The following is a 13,809-nucleotide window of genomic DNA, read 5'->3' on the forward strand; positions in this document are numbered from 1 at the left end:
ACTTTAATACATATTACCAAAAAAATAAAGAGGAAATCACATTTTTTTATGCATTTCCTCAATTGAGTTTATTATAAAATTTATTCTATCAAAAAAGATTTTTTGATTTTTTTTATTATTTTCAGTCTTTTGTCGCTTCAATTATACTTCTTTTCTTTTTTGCTCTTTTTTGATCTCCCGTTTTAAAATCCTTTTACCGATAAAATTTTTCAGGTGATCTGCCCAGTTCTCACCATTTGCAAAGGAAGCAATACTATGTCCTGTTCCAAACCACATTCTGGTATTCAGCTGCTCTTTGCACCGGTAAACAAACTGTTCCTGCCAAGGGAAATCCATGCTGGCAATCACACAGTCTACTTCTCCGCCGTTGACCAGATTGGTGATCCTGTCATCCTCACTTTCGTCTGCCGGTACTGCTTTCATACCGACAACCTGAATCCCACTGTATGCCTCATGCAGATAGCCCTGCAGTCTGTCTCCTTCTTCCTCAGATCCTGCCAGTATAAATATCTTACAGCGGTTCTTATGAAAATAATGGAATACCATCTTCAGCATCGTCTGATCCTCCATCTCCTGGATCCGCTTTCTATCTGTGATCTTTGCAGCTTCAAGAATCGCCATATCTCCCGGAAGCAGAAGATCCAGTTTCTCCAGCTCTTCTTTCATACCGTCAAGCTGTGTCGCTCTCATCAGGGTATCCACCGTAACAATATCTACTGTGTTAAGTTCTTCTGTCTGCATATATTCTGCAATGATCTTCATCGCATCTTTTGCCGTACAGTTATCAAGCTGTACGTCCAGTACGTTCATTTTTTCATTCATTTGCCTCACCCGTTCCATTTTCTCGGTTTTTGCGGTCAAGCGATTATATCAAACATACAGTGCTTTTTCAACAAACGTTGCAAAATATTCACATTTTTTAAAATTTGTAATATTATTGTAAATTCCCAGTCTCATTCTTTCTGGATTTTTTTGAAATGATTCCTCCGATCCGCCCGGTTTCTTTTGATGACAGACTCTTCCAGCCATCTTCCAGAACCTTATCGAGAAGTCCAAGCTCCTCCGCAATCTCGTATTTTACCCGCTCACTTGTTTCCAGATTGGGGATATCTTCGCGTCTGATTTTCTTTGTCTTTGTGCTTTTCATACCTTTCAACTCCTTTTTCAGAGTGTTTCCCCAATTACGGATTTTATACATTTATACCTGATTATTATAAAAGAAGCCGAAAACATTACTTCCGGCTTCTTCTCCTTCTGCCTTTTCTTTATCGGCAAAGCTCTCTTATTTTTTATTCCGGATCCGGAATGATAACTGCTGCAACAAAATAGGCAACCACAGCAGTCCCACAGCTTACGCAAGCCAGCAAAACACCTCCAAGCCGGATCAATGTAGGATCGATATTAAAATATTCTCCAAGGCCTCCACATACACCGCAGATCTTACGGTTTGTTACGGATCTGTATAATCTTTTCTGTTCCATAAAAATTCCTCCTAAAAGTTTCTCCTATTTTTGTGTTTCTTCTATTATATATGTGTTTCATCTGATACATTTTTCTGTCTATGTTAATTCTAATGGAAACGGATCTCCACGCTGCCTGCTCCGTTCGATATCTCAATCGTGCGTTTACTGCCATTATTGATTGACTTCTCTGTGCTTAAGCCGCCAAGATCTATATCTTCTCCAATTTCTACCGAACCGGCACTGCTATCCAGTTCATAATTATAATCCTCCACTTTTCCTTCCAGATTCAGTGTGACGCTTCCAGCACCACAGTCAATATCCACTTCTTTTTCCACTGTTCCATAAAAATCCAGACTTCCGGCACCTGTTTCTACATCTAACTCCTCTATATCTGCATTTTTTATTGTACAGCCTGATGCCCCGCTTTCAATCTTAAGGCTTTTCGCATTTAGTCCATCGATCTCTGCTGTTGCTGCACCATATTCCATGTCCACCTGATCGAACTTGTAATCTCTTGGAAGATAGATCACAAGTGTTCCCTTTACGTTTCTCACATTTTTGAAATCGAAACTGCTGCGCATTTTCGTTGTTATTTCCAGAGTTTTCCTGTCATCGGACAGTCTTTTCTGCACTGCATTTTCCGTTTTCATTCTGGAATCATCCACATGGATCTTATCATCCGTCCCTGTCTTGATCTGTACCTCACTTGCACTGATATCAAGCTTCAGATTCTCTACGCTTGAAAATGTCTCCCCTGATACAACATTTTCTGTCTCTTCCGGCTCATCATCGTCGTCATCATCATCCCAATCTTCCTCGAAAGAAACGTAATCCTTTCTTATAATACCAATTCCATTCGGATATGCTTTTTCAAACTGTGAAAATGTGACTCCAAGACATAACGCAATGATACAAAATACAACTCCTGCCCCTGTCAGGCTTATAATAACTGTCCAGAAAATCTTCCATCCTTTTTTCATCTGCATTCACCTCTCTTTTTCTGAAATGGTATGCGACAAAGATTTACAAATCCACGGAACATCATTGGAATCAGTTTGATGCATCCCCATCCGATCAATACTGTAAATACTGCCCCAAGTGCCAGCAGCAGGCAGCCGACACCAAGCATTCCGATTCCAAGAGCCGGGGAATAAAACAGCTGACCAAATCCGTGAATCCCCAACAGAATCCCTACGGCTGCGGTTGCAACTGCTGCCACCCAGATCGCTATTGCTGATATTGCAAGTGCGATCAGAACTCCAAATGCCGCCAAAAGAAGACCAAGTGCTGTCGGAACTACAATTGGAAGTCCAATCACAAGGATACAGATGATCAGAATGATCTTAACGGCACTGGATTTCTTCCGTGGCATTCCTGTCGTCTGACCCGCACCATATCCCTGATTTCCCGCATATGTATATCCCTGATTAGAATTGGTTGTATAAGAATACTGTCTTTCTGAAAATGGATTCCTGTCATTCTGTGACTGTCTTTCTCCATATGTCTCCGAATAGCTTTCTTTATAATAGTCATCTCTTCCTGCCGGATACTCACTGCTGTCAAAACGCCTGTCCTGATATCCTCGCTCTCCGTACTCTCCATAACTTTCCGCCTCATCGGTATTGCCATTTATCCCGGCACGGATCGTTTCGGCAAGCTTTGCAGGACTTCCCAGCTCTTCGATTACTTTTTCTTCATTCTCGCTTCCGGCGTCATCAAAATAATCATTGTAATACTGCATTGCTTCTTCTCTTTCTTCTTTCGAAATTCCATGAAGCAGTGCATCTAATTCCCTCATATACTCTGTACGGCTCATTCGGCTGCACCTCCCTCGAACATCTCTGTAATCTTCCTTGTGTAGTTCTTCCATTCGACTTTATATAAATTCAGCTGTGCCATTCCTTTTTCTGTAACTTTATAATATCTGCGGTTTCTTCCGTCAAATTGCATATCATAGACCTCCAGACATTCATCTTTCTGAAGTCTTCTGAGTACCGGATACATTGTTGACTCTGATACATTCAGAACTTTCCGGACATCCTGGGTAATCTTATATCCATAGGTTCCTTCCTGCTCCCGCGACACAACAGCAAGCACGATCGCATCAAGGAGGGCAGCTCCGGTGTTAAATACCATATGATTCACATCCTTTTATTGTTTGTTATATTGTTTTGTTAAGTATATTATACGTTATATAATATAGTGAGTCAATATAATATTGTATAAGACTTTCTGAAGATTTCCTAAAGAAATGGGTGGGAGACGGATGGTGGGAGGAAGGTTGTGACAGCTTGCGGATAGAAATAAAGTCCACCGCTTCCCACGGGGCGAAGGCATTCCGATGAGCCTCTGAATGCAAACATTGTGTCAGCAATGGCTTCCACAATGTTTGAGTCTCATCTCCATTGCCCCTCAAGGGAAGTGGTGGACTTTATTTCTATCTGCAAGCCGCTCAAGGTTATAGAATGACCAGCCATCCGCTTGGGCGGGATGCCAGGGCTGATGCTGGGGCGAAATTTGAAGGATTGTGAACGGGGACGGGACGGCTGCAAAATTTTTCAGGAAGGAAAGTTATATAAAGGAGGCGCAGCGTCCCTGAGTGGGAGAGTTTCGTTTGGTATTATGTTTTGGATAAAGGGGACGCACAGCGCCTGTAAGGCGACTGTGCTGGGGAATCAAATATTTTAAATATTTGGGTAAAGAAAAAATGTGATTATTATTTGAATGATTAGAATAATAGGGATTCCTAATTTGAATTTCAGGTGGCGGGTTTTGTGGTGGTAGTGTTTCATGGCGAGGAGGGCAGCGGGGGAGCCGCCCAGAAGGGCCAGGAGGATGAGGGTTCGTTCGGGGATTCGCCATTTGTTTTGGCGGGCTTTGGTTTTATCGGCGGCGTAGGTGAAGTAGGTGATGATGTTGATCAATAGCAGGTATGCCAGGAGTATTATTTTAATCATTTTTGTAGCCCTCCAGGTGGATTTCTTTGCAAAGGGTGAAGGAGTAGATGATCTGTTCTTTTACTTTTTTCCGGGTGATCTGTTCGAGGGCTTTGGTGTAAAGGCGGAGCTGTTCCTGGTAGCGGTCTTTTAGTTCTGCTTCGGTTTGTACACGGTCGGTTTTATAATCGAGTACGATGATTTCTCCGTCTTCTTCAAAGTAAGCATCAATAATTCCCTGGATCAGTACCATTTCACCCTTTTTCTGATCCGGATAAAATTCTTTTGCATCTACACCGAGAACAAACGGCTGCTCGCGGTAAAGTGTTTTTGCCCTGGCTGCATTTTGCATTCTTTTTCCGACATTCGTATTAAGAAACTCCATAATTTCTTTTTTTTGAATACACCCGGCTGTTCCCGCATCCAGGTAACCTTCGTTTTTCAGATCTTCTATGGTTTCCTGCAGTAAATCCATCGTATATATTTTCGTAAAATCGAGAAGCTCCATTACTTTATGATAAGCTGTTCCTTTTGTTGCTCCTTTTACCTCTTCTTCCTCTTTCATAAAATTCGGAAGGATTGGAACAATCTCCTCTTCCGGAATCAGTATTTCTCCATCTTCTTCTTCCGAAGCTGCCGCATATTTTTTCAGCTCTGACACGGTGTACTTCATTTTCATCTGATCTTCACCCTGATACGGATATCTGTAGGAAAATGCTTCCTCGATTTTTGCCCGAAAACATTCATCCGTCACAGCCATCGGATGTTCTTCTGCTTCTACTTTTTCAAGGAACACCTCTTTTTCCAGATAATCTGCTGCTTCCTTATCCACTTCACCTTCTACAAGCGTATCAACACCAATCACTTTTAATTCGATTGGAACTTCTTCTGTTTTACGCACTGCCGCCGGAAGGATCCAGTCATAATAAGACGTTGCACGTGCAAGTTTTGTAAAGTCCAGTGTTTCTTTCTGACTGTTTTCCTGTTCCAGCTGACAGGCTTCCAGCTTGTCTGCTGCATGTGGAACCGTTCCGGTAAGAATCAGCTTTTCCTTTGCACGTGTAAGTGCTACATAAAGCACACGAAGCTCCTCACCAAGATTTTCCAGACCGATTTCATTTTGAATAACTTTCTTTAATAGTGTCGGAGATTTGGTTCGCCGCTCCAGATCGATCGCATCGATTCCAAGCCCCAGATCCGGATGGATCACAACGCTTGCCGTGGTATCCTGAATGTTGAACCTCTTTCCCATTCCGGCCACGATCACAACCGGGAATTCCAGTCCTTTACTCTTATGGATACTCATCAGACGAACTGCATCCGTCTGCTCATCGTAAAGCCCGGCTTCCCCAAAGTCTACATTATATTTCTTGAGCTGATCAATATAACGGACAAAATGATACAGTCCCTTATAGCTGGTTGCCTCAAATGCCTTTGCCCTGGTGATCAGCATATCAAGATTCGCGCGCCTTCCTTTTCCTCCTGGCATTGCCGCGATATAATCCCGGTATCCTGTCTTTTTCATGATCTCCCACAGGAGATCATGGATTGCCGTGTACGGTATCCGCTCCCGGAAATAAAAAAGCCATCCAAATACATCGCGCACTTTTTTCAGAATGCCCGCCGGAAGATCTGTTTTTTTTTCCGGATCCGCTGTTTCCAGTACATTCTGATAAAATGGTACTTCTGTATTCAATTCTCTGATCTGTGCCAGTTCCTCATTTGTCATTCTTCCAAACGGGGATTTCAGCACTGCCACGAGTGGAATGTCCTGACGAAAATTGTCAAGTACACGCAGATAGTCCATCATCCATCCAATTTCCAGAGTTTCAAAATACCCATCTGCCGATTCAGCCAGAACCGGTATTCCCTCCTCCTGCAAAATTCGTGTAACAGTATCGGTCCACCCTGCAGGGCTTCTTGTCAGGATTACAATATCCTGATAGCGTACCGGTCGCAACATTCCCGTTTCTTTATCTACAATCTGCTGACTTTCCATCAACTCTCCGATCCTTTGTGCGATCAGACGGACCTCCAGCTCTTTTGCCGTCTGGCTTCCGCTTCGCACAGAAAGTCCGGTATCCTCTTCCTCACTTTTTGTATCCAGAAGAAGGATTTCTGTCTCATTCTTTTCGGATTCCGGGTAAGAAGCTCCCACATAAAGTGCAGCATTCTCATCGTATGTGATCCTTCCAAGCTCTTCGGTCATGATCTGTCGGAAAATGAAGTTTACCGCATCCAGCACTTCTGCCCGGCTTCGGAAATTTTTGTGCAGATCGATCCGCCTGTTTCCTCCGTCCGTCAGACTGTAGGTATTGAATTTTTCCATGAAAAGCTCCGGTCTTGACAAACGGAAACGGTAAATGCTCTGCTTCACATCTCCTACCATGAAGAGATTATTTTCCCCTCTGCTGATCCGGGACACACTGGTCAGGATTGCCTCCTGGATCAGGTTACTGTCCTGGTATTCATCGATCATTACCTCCTCAAAGGTATTCTGATACTCCTTTGCCACCTCAGAAGGCACTCTTTTTCCGTTTTCTTTTCTTGTCAGGATCTGCAAGGCAAACTGTTCCATATCCCGGAAATCGATCAGATTTTTTTCTGCCTTCTTAGCTGCAAGTACCCTCTGGTATTCTTTTACCAGACTGACCAACTCATGCATCACCGGAATGCAGATTTTCCGGTCTGCTTCCATCTCAGATGGCGGCTGGAAAAAATAATTGTTTCGAATGTCATCGATAAGTTTCTTCCAGGTATCCCGATAGGCTCTTACCTGCTCTCTTTTTGTCGGATCTACTGCGTCATCTTTCTTTCTGGACAGAGTTTTCCATGCCGGCTTTTCTTTCAGTGCCTCATACATTTCTTCATAGCTCTTTGCCGCAAAAAGCTTTCTCAGAACTTTCTGATCCGCTTCCAGCATTTCTCCATACATATACGGTCCGTCCGGTTCCATGCAGATCTGGTCCGCTTTTTCCATCAGCATCTGCATATCCGCAACTGTTCTCCGGATATACTCCATCACCTTTTCAATATAAATGGCTTTTTCCCCGCTCTCTTCGTACATCCTTGCACAGTCATCCAGCCACTCCTCCGGATCCGGATAACTTCCGGCAAATTCATACAGTCTGCTGATGATTTCTTCCACCTGCAGATCTTCCCTTCCAGTTGCAAAAGTCTCCACAAAACGCAGGAAATCCTCGTTTCCTTCTTCATATTTTGCTTCCAGAAGCTCTTTCATCACGTCCTGCTTCAAAAGCTTTAATTCTCCTTCTTCCGCAATACGGAATCCCGGATCCAGATCGATCGTGTGAAAATACTCCCGAATCACAGACAGGCAGAAGCTGTGGATCGTTGTAATCTTTGCTGTATGGATCAGGGCAGACTGCCGCTTCAGATGTTCACTTGACGGATCCTCCTCCAGCTCCTTCTCAATCGCAGCACCGATTCTTTCTTTCATCTCAGCCGCCGCCGCCTCAGTGTAGGTCACGATCAGCATATGGTCGACATCCACCGGATTTGCATCCCTTGTCAGCCTCGCAATAATCCGCTCCACCAGAACAGCAGTTTTCCCGGAACCAGCGGCTGCTGACACCAGAATATTATGATCGCGCAGGTCGATCACCTGCTGCTGTTCTTCGGTCCATTTTACTCCCATGTCTGCTTCTCCTCTTCCAGCTTCGCCATAATTTTCTCCATTACAATTTCTTTCGGAAGCTTCTCAAGCTTCCGGTATTCATATCCTTCGATCTGCTCATCAAATCCGCAGATATCCCGGTATGGGCAATACGTACAGCCATTTTGCGTACCCATCTCATACGGCAGTGCCTCCGCCTTTCCGCGGTACATTGCTCCCTGCAGATCCGTCCGTCTTTTCTCTGCATAAGCCAGCACTGCATCAAACTCTTCCGGCAGGAGCATTTTAGATGCTTTGGAATAGCCGCTTTTCGTCTTTCCTGCCGGAATCACAAGCGAATTCCCCGAAAAATCCGCATCCAGTCTCTGAATCACTGCATCCTCCTGACGGATGATTCCATCCAGCCGAAGCTCCTTTAAAATTGCCTCTTCCAGTTTTTCTTCATCCAACTCTTTCCCGACGATCGGATCCTTCATCCGATAGTAGAAAATGCCTGCCGGCACGATCTTTTTACCCGGATGCTTTCTTTCCTCCAGCCGGACTGCTTCTTCCATATACACCACCAGCTGCATCTGCAGGCCATGATAAAAAGCTGCCATATCAAAACTCTTTGCCCCGGTTTTATAATCCAGGACCTTCACATAGACCTGATCTTCCGTCTCACAGGTATCGATCCGATCGATCTTTCCGCTTCCAAAACTCACCTCATAGCCCTCCGGTTTAAAGCTTCCCTTCCGAAGCTGCTTTGTCATCGCCCAGACCGTCCGGTTCATCATACGTTTCATACGTGGCACGATATACGCGTTCCGCGCACTGCTGTAGATTACGGTATTGCTGTAATCTACAATACTCTCATCCACACTTTCCGACGCAAACTGTTCCTGCTGCTCCTTTGTAACCTCAGTCCATTCCAGACCTTCCCGTTCTACCCGGCGGGCATATTTTTCCAGTGCTTTATGGAAAATATTTCCAAAATCAAGAGCAGCAAATTCATATACCTCTCTCTCCTTAAGGCGAAGTCCATAGGTCAGAAAATGCGCACAGGCACAGGCCGCAAATTGCTCCAGTCTTGAAATGCTTGGTGCCCAGTCTCCATAAAGCTTCCGCGCAGTCTGCAAAGTCAGATCGTCCTCTGGCCTGCGGTATCTGCTGATTCTTGCCAGATCATGCACCTTTTCGCTCCAGTCCTCCTGCGCACAATACCAGCGGTACAGCTCCTGCCAGCTGCCTTCCTCCATCTTTTTCGGGTTCTGTAATCCTTCGATCAATGACCCGATCCCGGTCTGTGGAAGCATTTCTTTTGTCTCCATCCCATACTTATCCATATTAAATACAGGAAGCTTTGTATACATCCGCTTCAGATCCCCGATCAGATATGCCGCCCTCCTGCTCTTTCCATCGGCCGATACTTTACTGTAGGTCAGCATCAATTCTTCCGTCGGCTTTGTCATGTGCAGATACAGATAAAATTTCTGGATGTAACTTTTTTCTCTTGTTCCCGGTGCAAGCGCAATTCCTCTTTCTTCAAAACGCTCCCGGTCTCTGTCTGAAATCAGTCCACCTGCGGATGCATTTCCCGGAATCAGAGAGTCATTGACTCCCAAAAGGATCAGCGCCCGGATATCTTTCAGTCTCGTTCGCTCAATATCTCCTGCCATCACTTCATCCAGACTTGGCGGAATTACACCGATCCTTGCCTCTTCCATTCCGGCATCCAGAAGCTCCCTGTACTCTTTGAGCGCAATCCGCTCATCTCCAAGAAGACTTACAAACTTGTCAAACAGCTCCATCACCACACGATAGATCTGTGCATATTCTTTTGCAAGTGCAAGCTCTCCTGCTTCTGTAAATTGATTCTCCAATACTTTTACCTGCTTCTGGATTTCTTCTTTTTCCAGAAATTCACAGATTGCAAGCGTCACATCCCGCACTGTCTTCTGACGCTGTTTTAAGACAAACACCAGATCTTCTGTTTTTTCCACAAAGCGTACCCGGAGATGATTCAGTACCTCCAAATCTTCCTCGGTCGTATCCTTCGCTCTGCGGATCCATTTTTCCTGCCATTTTTTGTAGCCACGGATGCCCAGAGCAAGTACATAATTTTCCAGAAGATCCAGTTCCTCACCGGTAAATCCGGTCAGATCCGTTCTTAAAAACCGGAACACACTTTCTGCCGAAAAATTCTGTTCTGCCATCGCAAGAAGACTCCGGATATACTCCACAAAAGAATTTAAAAGTACATTCCGCTTATAATCCATGAAAACCGGAATCTCATACTCCCGGAAGGTCTTCTCGATCTCATCCGCATAGAAATTCATGTCACTTGCGATCACCGCGATCTCCCGGTAACGATATTCTTTCTTACGAATTAAAAAACGTATCCTCTGGGCAGCGCATTCTACTTCCATCCTGGGATTTGCCGCTGCATAAACCCGCACATTTGACTGCTTTTCCCTGTAAGTCCTGCCACTGTAACGGAACAGTTCCTTCTCCAGAAATGCAAGTGCCGGCGCATTTCTAAAACGCCAGATCGGCTCCTGATACAGACAGACCGGCTCTTCGACCAGCACCTTTTCCTCCCCTGCAATCTTCACAAGAGATGTCACCATCTGCTTACTCAGCGCAAACAGCTGATACTTGTCTTTCATCACGTAAGGATCTTCCCTCTTATCCATCGTGACAGTAATCATCACCTTCTGACAATGATGCAGCATTTCCCCCAGCACCTTGTTCTGAAGCGGCGTAAATCCGGTAAACCCATCCAGCGCGATCACACTGTCCTTCAGCATTCTCGATTTGTCCATCACACTGCTGAGAATGTCCAGAATTTCTTCTTTTGTAATATATTTATCTGCAAGATATTCTTCAAATGCCTGATACATCACCTGGATATCCTTCAATTTCCAGGCAAGATACGAAGACTCATCTGCCTCCGTGATCATATCATCCATGCCATCCGGGGAAATGTTGTACTGCGTCAGCTCGGAAATAACGGATTTCACCTCACTGATGTAACCTGGCTTTTTGATATTTCCTTTTAAAACCTTTAGCGAATCTTCTTTTTTCCCCGCGAGTCGCCTGAGGATCAGATTCTTTCCTTCATCATCCAGAATCTCCCTGCTTCCATTCCCTGTTTCTTCCAGAACACGAAAAGCAAGACGTGCAAAACTCAGCACGTCTATGTTCATAATTCCATGTCTTGGATGCCGCAGGACCAGTTCCTTCTGCGTCTGCATCGTGAACTGTTCCGGCACCAGAATAATATAATTAGTATCAGTATGTTTCATTGATTCCCGAATGATATGTTCATATAGATAATGTGACTTGCCCGAACCCGGATTTCCAAAAATAAACTGTAAAGCCATCTGTTATACCCTCCCGTCAAGCTCTTTCGGCACGTATGCAGATACATGGATTCCATCTTCTTTGTATTCTTCCTCCAGCAGTTCTCCATACTTCCGGATGAGCTGGATTTTCCCGGATTCCTGATAGGAATAAACTCGTTCGATATAAATTTTCTGCTCCCGCAGGATCTCTTCTATTGCCTGAAGAAGCGCCTCCAGACCTTCTCCGGTCTTTGCAGACACCTGTACGATCCGGTCTGCCTTAAAGTCCCGTACCGTCAGGCTTTCCCCGATTCTGTCCATCTTATTAAATGCCGTGACCACCGGTTTGTCCATTGCCTCCAGACGCTGCAGTGTCTCATACACCACATACATCTGCTCGTCCATCTGTGGATTGGATGCATCGACTACATGCAGGATCAGATCCGCATACTTCGCTTCTTCCAGCGTACTTTTAAATGCATCGATCAGATGATGAGGCAGTTTCCGGATAAAGCCTACCGTATCTGTCAGAAGAATCTCCTGTCCGCTTGGCAGCTTCCGGCTTCTTGTCGTCGGATCAAGAGTTGCAAAAAGCTGATCCTCCTGCAGCACACCGGCTCCGGTCAGTGTGTTGAGAAGCGTGGACTTTCCGGCATTGGTATAACCAACAATTGCCACAACAGGGATCCGGTTCTTCGTCCGCTGCTCACGTGTCAGTTCACGGTGTCTCTTCACCTCCCTGAGTTCACGGTTCAGCTGTGCGATCCGGTTCTTGATGAGTCTCCGGTCCATCTCCAGCTTCTTTTCTCCCGGTCCTCTGGTTCCGATTCCGCCTCCCAGACGTGACATCGCCCTTCCTGCCCCGGTAAGCTGTGACTGCCGGTACTTAAGCTGTGCCAGTTCTACCTGGATCTTTCCTTCACTTGTAGAAGCCCGTCCTGCAAAAATATCCAGAATGACCATCGTCCGGTCCATCACCTTCACATCCAGAATATCCGTCAGATTGTTCATCTGTGCCGGAGACAGCTCATCATCACAGACGATCCCGGTTGCGTCAAGCTCCCACAAAAGCTCCCGGATCTCCTCAATCTTGCCTTTTCCGACATAAGTTCCCGGATGGACAAGCTCTCTTTTCTGGATTACCCGTCCGACCGCTTCCGCACCTGCCGTCTTCACCAGATCCTTTAACTCATCCAGAGAATCTTCCGTGTCATCGTTCTCCCTTGTACTGACACCGACCAGAATTACCCTTTCCTTTTCTTCTTTTATTTCATAAAGTGCCATATTATTCTCCCCTGCCAGATTTCTTTCCGTCCCGGATCAAATCTGCTCATCCAATCCGCTCTACTGCTGATCTCCTTCCGAAATCTGTGTATTTAAAAATTCCTGCTCTTTCAGCGCTTTTTTGTCATCTGGATTTGCTTTCAGATAACTGTCCAGCTTCTCTTTTGCAGACTGGTAATCCCCTGCTTTTTCATAGGCAACTACCAGATTATATGCCATTTCTTTTAGCAGCTCTTTTCCTGCGCCTGAAAGCTCCTGCCCATTTTCAAAATAATACACTGCCTTTTCCGGTTTATCCAGTTCCAGATCGCAGATTCCCAGAATATTATAAAGAGTTGCCGTCTCTTCCGTTCCATTCTTCAATGCTTTTTCCAACGCCTTCTCTGCCTTTTCATACTTTTTCTGTTCCCAGTAGCAGAGTCCGAGTCCGCGATAAGCCTCTCCCAGATTCTTCTTTTTGTCTACCGCATCCTGGAATTCCACCTCTGCATTTTTATAGTCTTTTTCTTCCAGATACTTCGTTCCTTTTTTTACAGAACCGGCGCATCCCGTTACTGTCATACAAAACGCTACAAGGATCCCTATGATTACCTTTTTCTTTCTTCCTGCTGTCACTGTTATCGTTTCCTTCCTTCTATATTGATATATCATCTGTTATTCCAGAATATGCTCCATTCCCTGGTTCATGATGGTCTGGATATGATCATCAGCAAGGGAATAGAACACCGTTTTTCCTTCCCGTCTGTTCTTCACAAGCTTCATCTGCTTGAGCATCCGGAGCTGATGGGAAATCGCGGACTGCGTCATTCCAAGAACTTCCGCCAGATCACAAACACACATCTCAGACTGAAAAAGAACACATAAAATCCGGATCCGTGTGGTATCTGCAAATACCTTGAAAAAATCAGCAAGATCCTTCAAAACTTCTTCATCCGGTATATGCCCCTCTGCCTTATGTACAAGTTCTTCATGTATACAAAATGTATCACAACATTCTACTTCTGTCTTTTTCATAGTTACCCCTTTCATATGAATAAGTATTCATATATCTATTATGCCAAATGATCTCTTTACGGTCAACTGTTTCCATTGATTCCGGCATGCAAAGTAAAAAAGAAGTTACTGTTCACTCCCCAATGTCATGATGCCAGGGTCAAAAGCCC

The 13,809-nt window shown here is 44.8% G+C and carries 12 protein-coding genes; all 12 read right to left on the reverse strand.

The features are described from left to right. Window positions 1-141 precede the first annotated feature (141 nt). The 12 genes from PGZ10_RS11500 to PGZ10_RS11555 all read right to left on the reverse strand — a co-directional run bounded on the left by PGZ10_RS11500 (window position 142) and on the right by PGZ10_RS11555 (window position 13,660). Window positions 142-822 carry a WecB/TagA/CpsF family glycosyltransferase gene (locus PGZ10_RS11500; RefSeq protein ID WP_022220992.1) on the reverse strand — a complete coding sequence of 227 codons (681 nt, stop codon included), beginning with the start codon at window positions 820-822 and terminating at the stop codon, window positions 142-144. 112 nt (window positions 823-934) lie between these two features. After that, complete coding sequence (locus tag PGZ10_RS11505) at window positions 935-1,147, reverse strand: small, acid-soluble spore protein, alpha/beta type (protein WP_022220993.1); 213 nt, start codon at window positions 1,145-1,147, stop codon at window positions 935-937. 142 nt (window positions 1,148-1,289) lie between these two features. Next, window positions 1,290-1,481, reverse strand: coding sequence for a PspC domain-containing protein (locus PGZ10_RS11510; protein ID WP_008372894.1), 192 nt, complete (start codon window positions 1,479-1,481; stop codon window positions 1,290-1,292). 89 nt (window positions 1,482-1,570) lie between these two features. Then, window positions 1,571-2,443: a DUF4097 family beta strand repeat-containing protein gene (locus tag PGZ10_RS11515; RefSeq protein WP_181988858.1), complete on the reverse strand. Its 873-nt coding sequence runs from the start codon at window positions 2,441-2,443 to the stop codon at window positions 1,571-1,573. Next, window positions 2,440-3,279, reverse strand: a complete 840-nt coding sequence (locus tag PGZ10_RS11520; RefSeq protein WP_270541487.1) for a DUF1700 domain-containing protein — start codon at window positions 3,277-3,279, stop codon at window positions 2,440-2,442. Before PGZ10_RS11520 ends, PGZ10_RS11515 begins: the two co-directional genes overlap by 4 nt. After that, window positions 3,276-3,599 (reverse strand): PadR family transcriptional regulator, encoded by a 324-nt coding sequence (locus tag PGZ10_RS11525; protein ID WP_117557754.1) that lies wholly within the window; start codon window positions 3,597-3,599, stop codon window positions 3,276-3,278. The genes PGZ10_RS11520 and PGZ10_RS11525 overlap by 4 nt, the downstream gene beginning before the upstream one ends. A 548-nt stretch (window positions 3,600-4,147) precedes the next feature. Further along, the gene (locus PGZ10_RS11530) at window positions 4,148-4,420 is read right to left on the reverse strand and encodes a DUF1294 domain-containing protein (RefSeq protein WP_117557752.1); all 273 of its coding nucleotides are present in this window, start codon (window positions 4,418-4,420) and stop codon (window positions 4,148-4,150) included. Further along, window positions 4,413-8,057, reverse strand: coding sequence for a helicase-exonuclease AddAB subunit AddA (addA, locus tag PGZ10_RS11535; RefSeq protein ID WP_270541489.1), 3,645 nt, complete (start codon window positions 8,055-8,057; stop codon window positions 4,413-4,415). The genes PGZ10_RS11530 and addA overlap by 8 nt, the downstream gene beginning before the upstream one ends. Beyond that, the gene (locus PGZ10_RS11540; RefSeq protein ID WP_270541490.1) at window positions 8,048-11,401 is read right to left on the reverse strand and encodes a PD-(D/E)XK nuclease family protein; all 3,354 of its coding nucleotides are present in this window, start codon (window positions 11,399-11,401) and stop codon (window positions 8,048-8,050) included. Before PGZ10_RS11540 ends, addA begins: the two co-directional genes overlap by 10 nt. Before the next feature lie 3 nt (window positions 11,402-11,404). Further along, complete coding sequence (hflX, locus tag PGZ10_RS11545; RefSeq protein ID WP_022220997.1) at window positions 11,405-12,646, reverse strand: GTPase HflX; 1,242 nt, start codon at window positions 12,644-12,646, stop codon at window positions 11,405-11,407. Window positions 12,647-12,706: 60 nt separating this feature from the next. After that, window positions 12,707-13,261: a tetratricopeptide repeat protein gene (locus PGZ10_RS11550; RefSeq protein WP_173686506.1), complete on the reverse strand. Its 555-nt coding sequence runs from the start codon at window positions 13,259-13,261 to the stop codon at window positions 12,707-12,709. A gap of 39 nt (window positions 13,262-13,300) precedes the next feature. Beyond that, window positions 13,301-13,660: an ArsR/SmtB family transcription factor gene (locus tag PGZ10_RS11555; RefSeq protein WP_022220999.1), complete on the reverse strand. Its 360-nt coding sequence runs from the start codon at window positions 13,658-13,660 to the stop codon at window positions 13,301-13,303. Window positions 13,661-13,809 lie beyond the last annotated feature (149 nt).

The sequence above is a fragment of the Coprococcus sp. AF102-57 genome (genome assembly GCF_027686195.1).
Lineage (GTDB): Bacteria > Bacillota > Clostridia > Lachnospirales > Lachnospiraceae > Allocoprococcus > Allocoprococcus comes.

Coding starts and splice junctions, on each gene's coding strand:
- hflX (WP_022220997.1), bottom strand. CDS start 12,646: ATGGCACTTTATGAAATAAAAGAAGAAAAGGAAAGGGTAATTCTGGTC.
- PGZ10_RS11515 (WP_181988858.1), bottom strand. CDS start 2,443: ATGAAAAAAGGATGGAAGATTTTCTGGACAGTTATTATAAGCCTGACA.
- PGZ10_RS11520 (WP_270541487.1), bottom strand. CDS start 3,279: ATGAGCCGTACAGAGTATATGAGGGAATTAGATGCACTGCTTCATGGA.
- PGZ10_RS11510 (WP_008372894.1), bottom strand. CDS start 1,481: ATGGAACAGAAAAGATTATACAGATCCGTAACAAACCGTAAGATCTGC.
- PGZ10_RS11555 (WP_022220999.1), bottom strand. CDS start 13,660: ATGAAAAAGACAGAAGTAGAATGTTGTGATACATTTTGTATACATGAA.
- PGZ10_RS11500 (WP_022220992.1), bottom strand. CDS start 822: ATGAATGAAAAAATGAACGTACTGGACGTACAGCTTGATAACTGTACG.
- PGZ10_RS11540 (WP_270541490.1), bottom strand. CDS start 11,401: ATGGCTTTACAGTTTATTTTTGGAAATCCGGGTTCGGGCAAGTCACAT.
- PGZ10_RS11525 (WP_117557754.1), bottom strand. CDS start 3,599: ATGGTATTTAACACCGGAGCTGCCCTCCTTGATGCGATCGTGCTTGCT.
- addA (WP_270541489.1), bottom strand. CDS start 8,057: ATGGGAGTAAAATGGACCGAAGAACAGCAGCAGGTGATCGACCTGCGC.
- PGZ10_RS11530 (WP_117557752.1), bottom strand. CDS start 4,420: ATGATTAAAATAATACTCCTGGCATACCTGCTATTGATCAACATCATC.
- PGZ10_RS11505 (WP_022220993.1), bottom strand. CDS start 1,147: ATGAAAAGCACAAAGACAAAGAAAATCAGACGCGAAGATATCCCCAAT.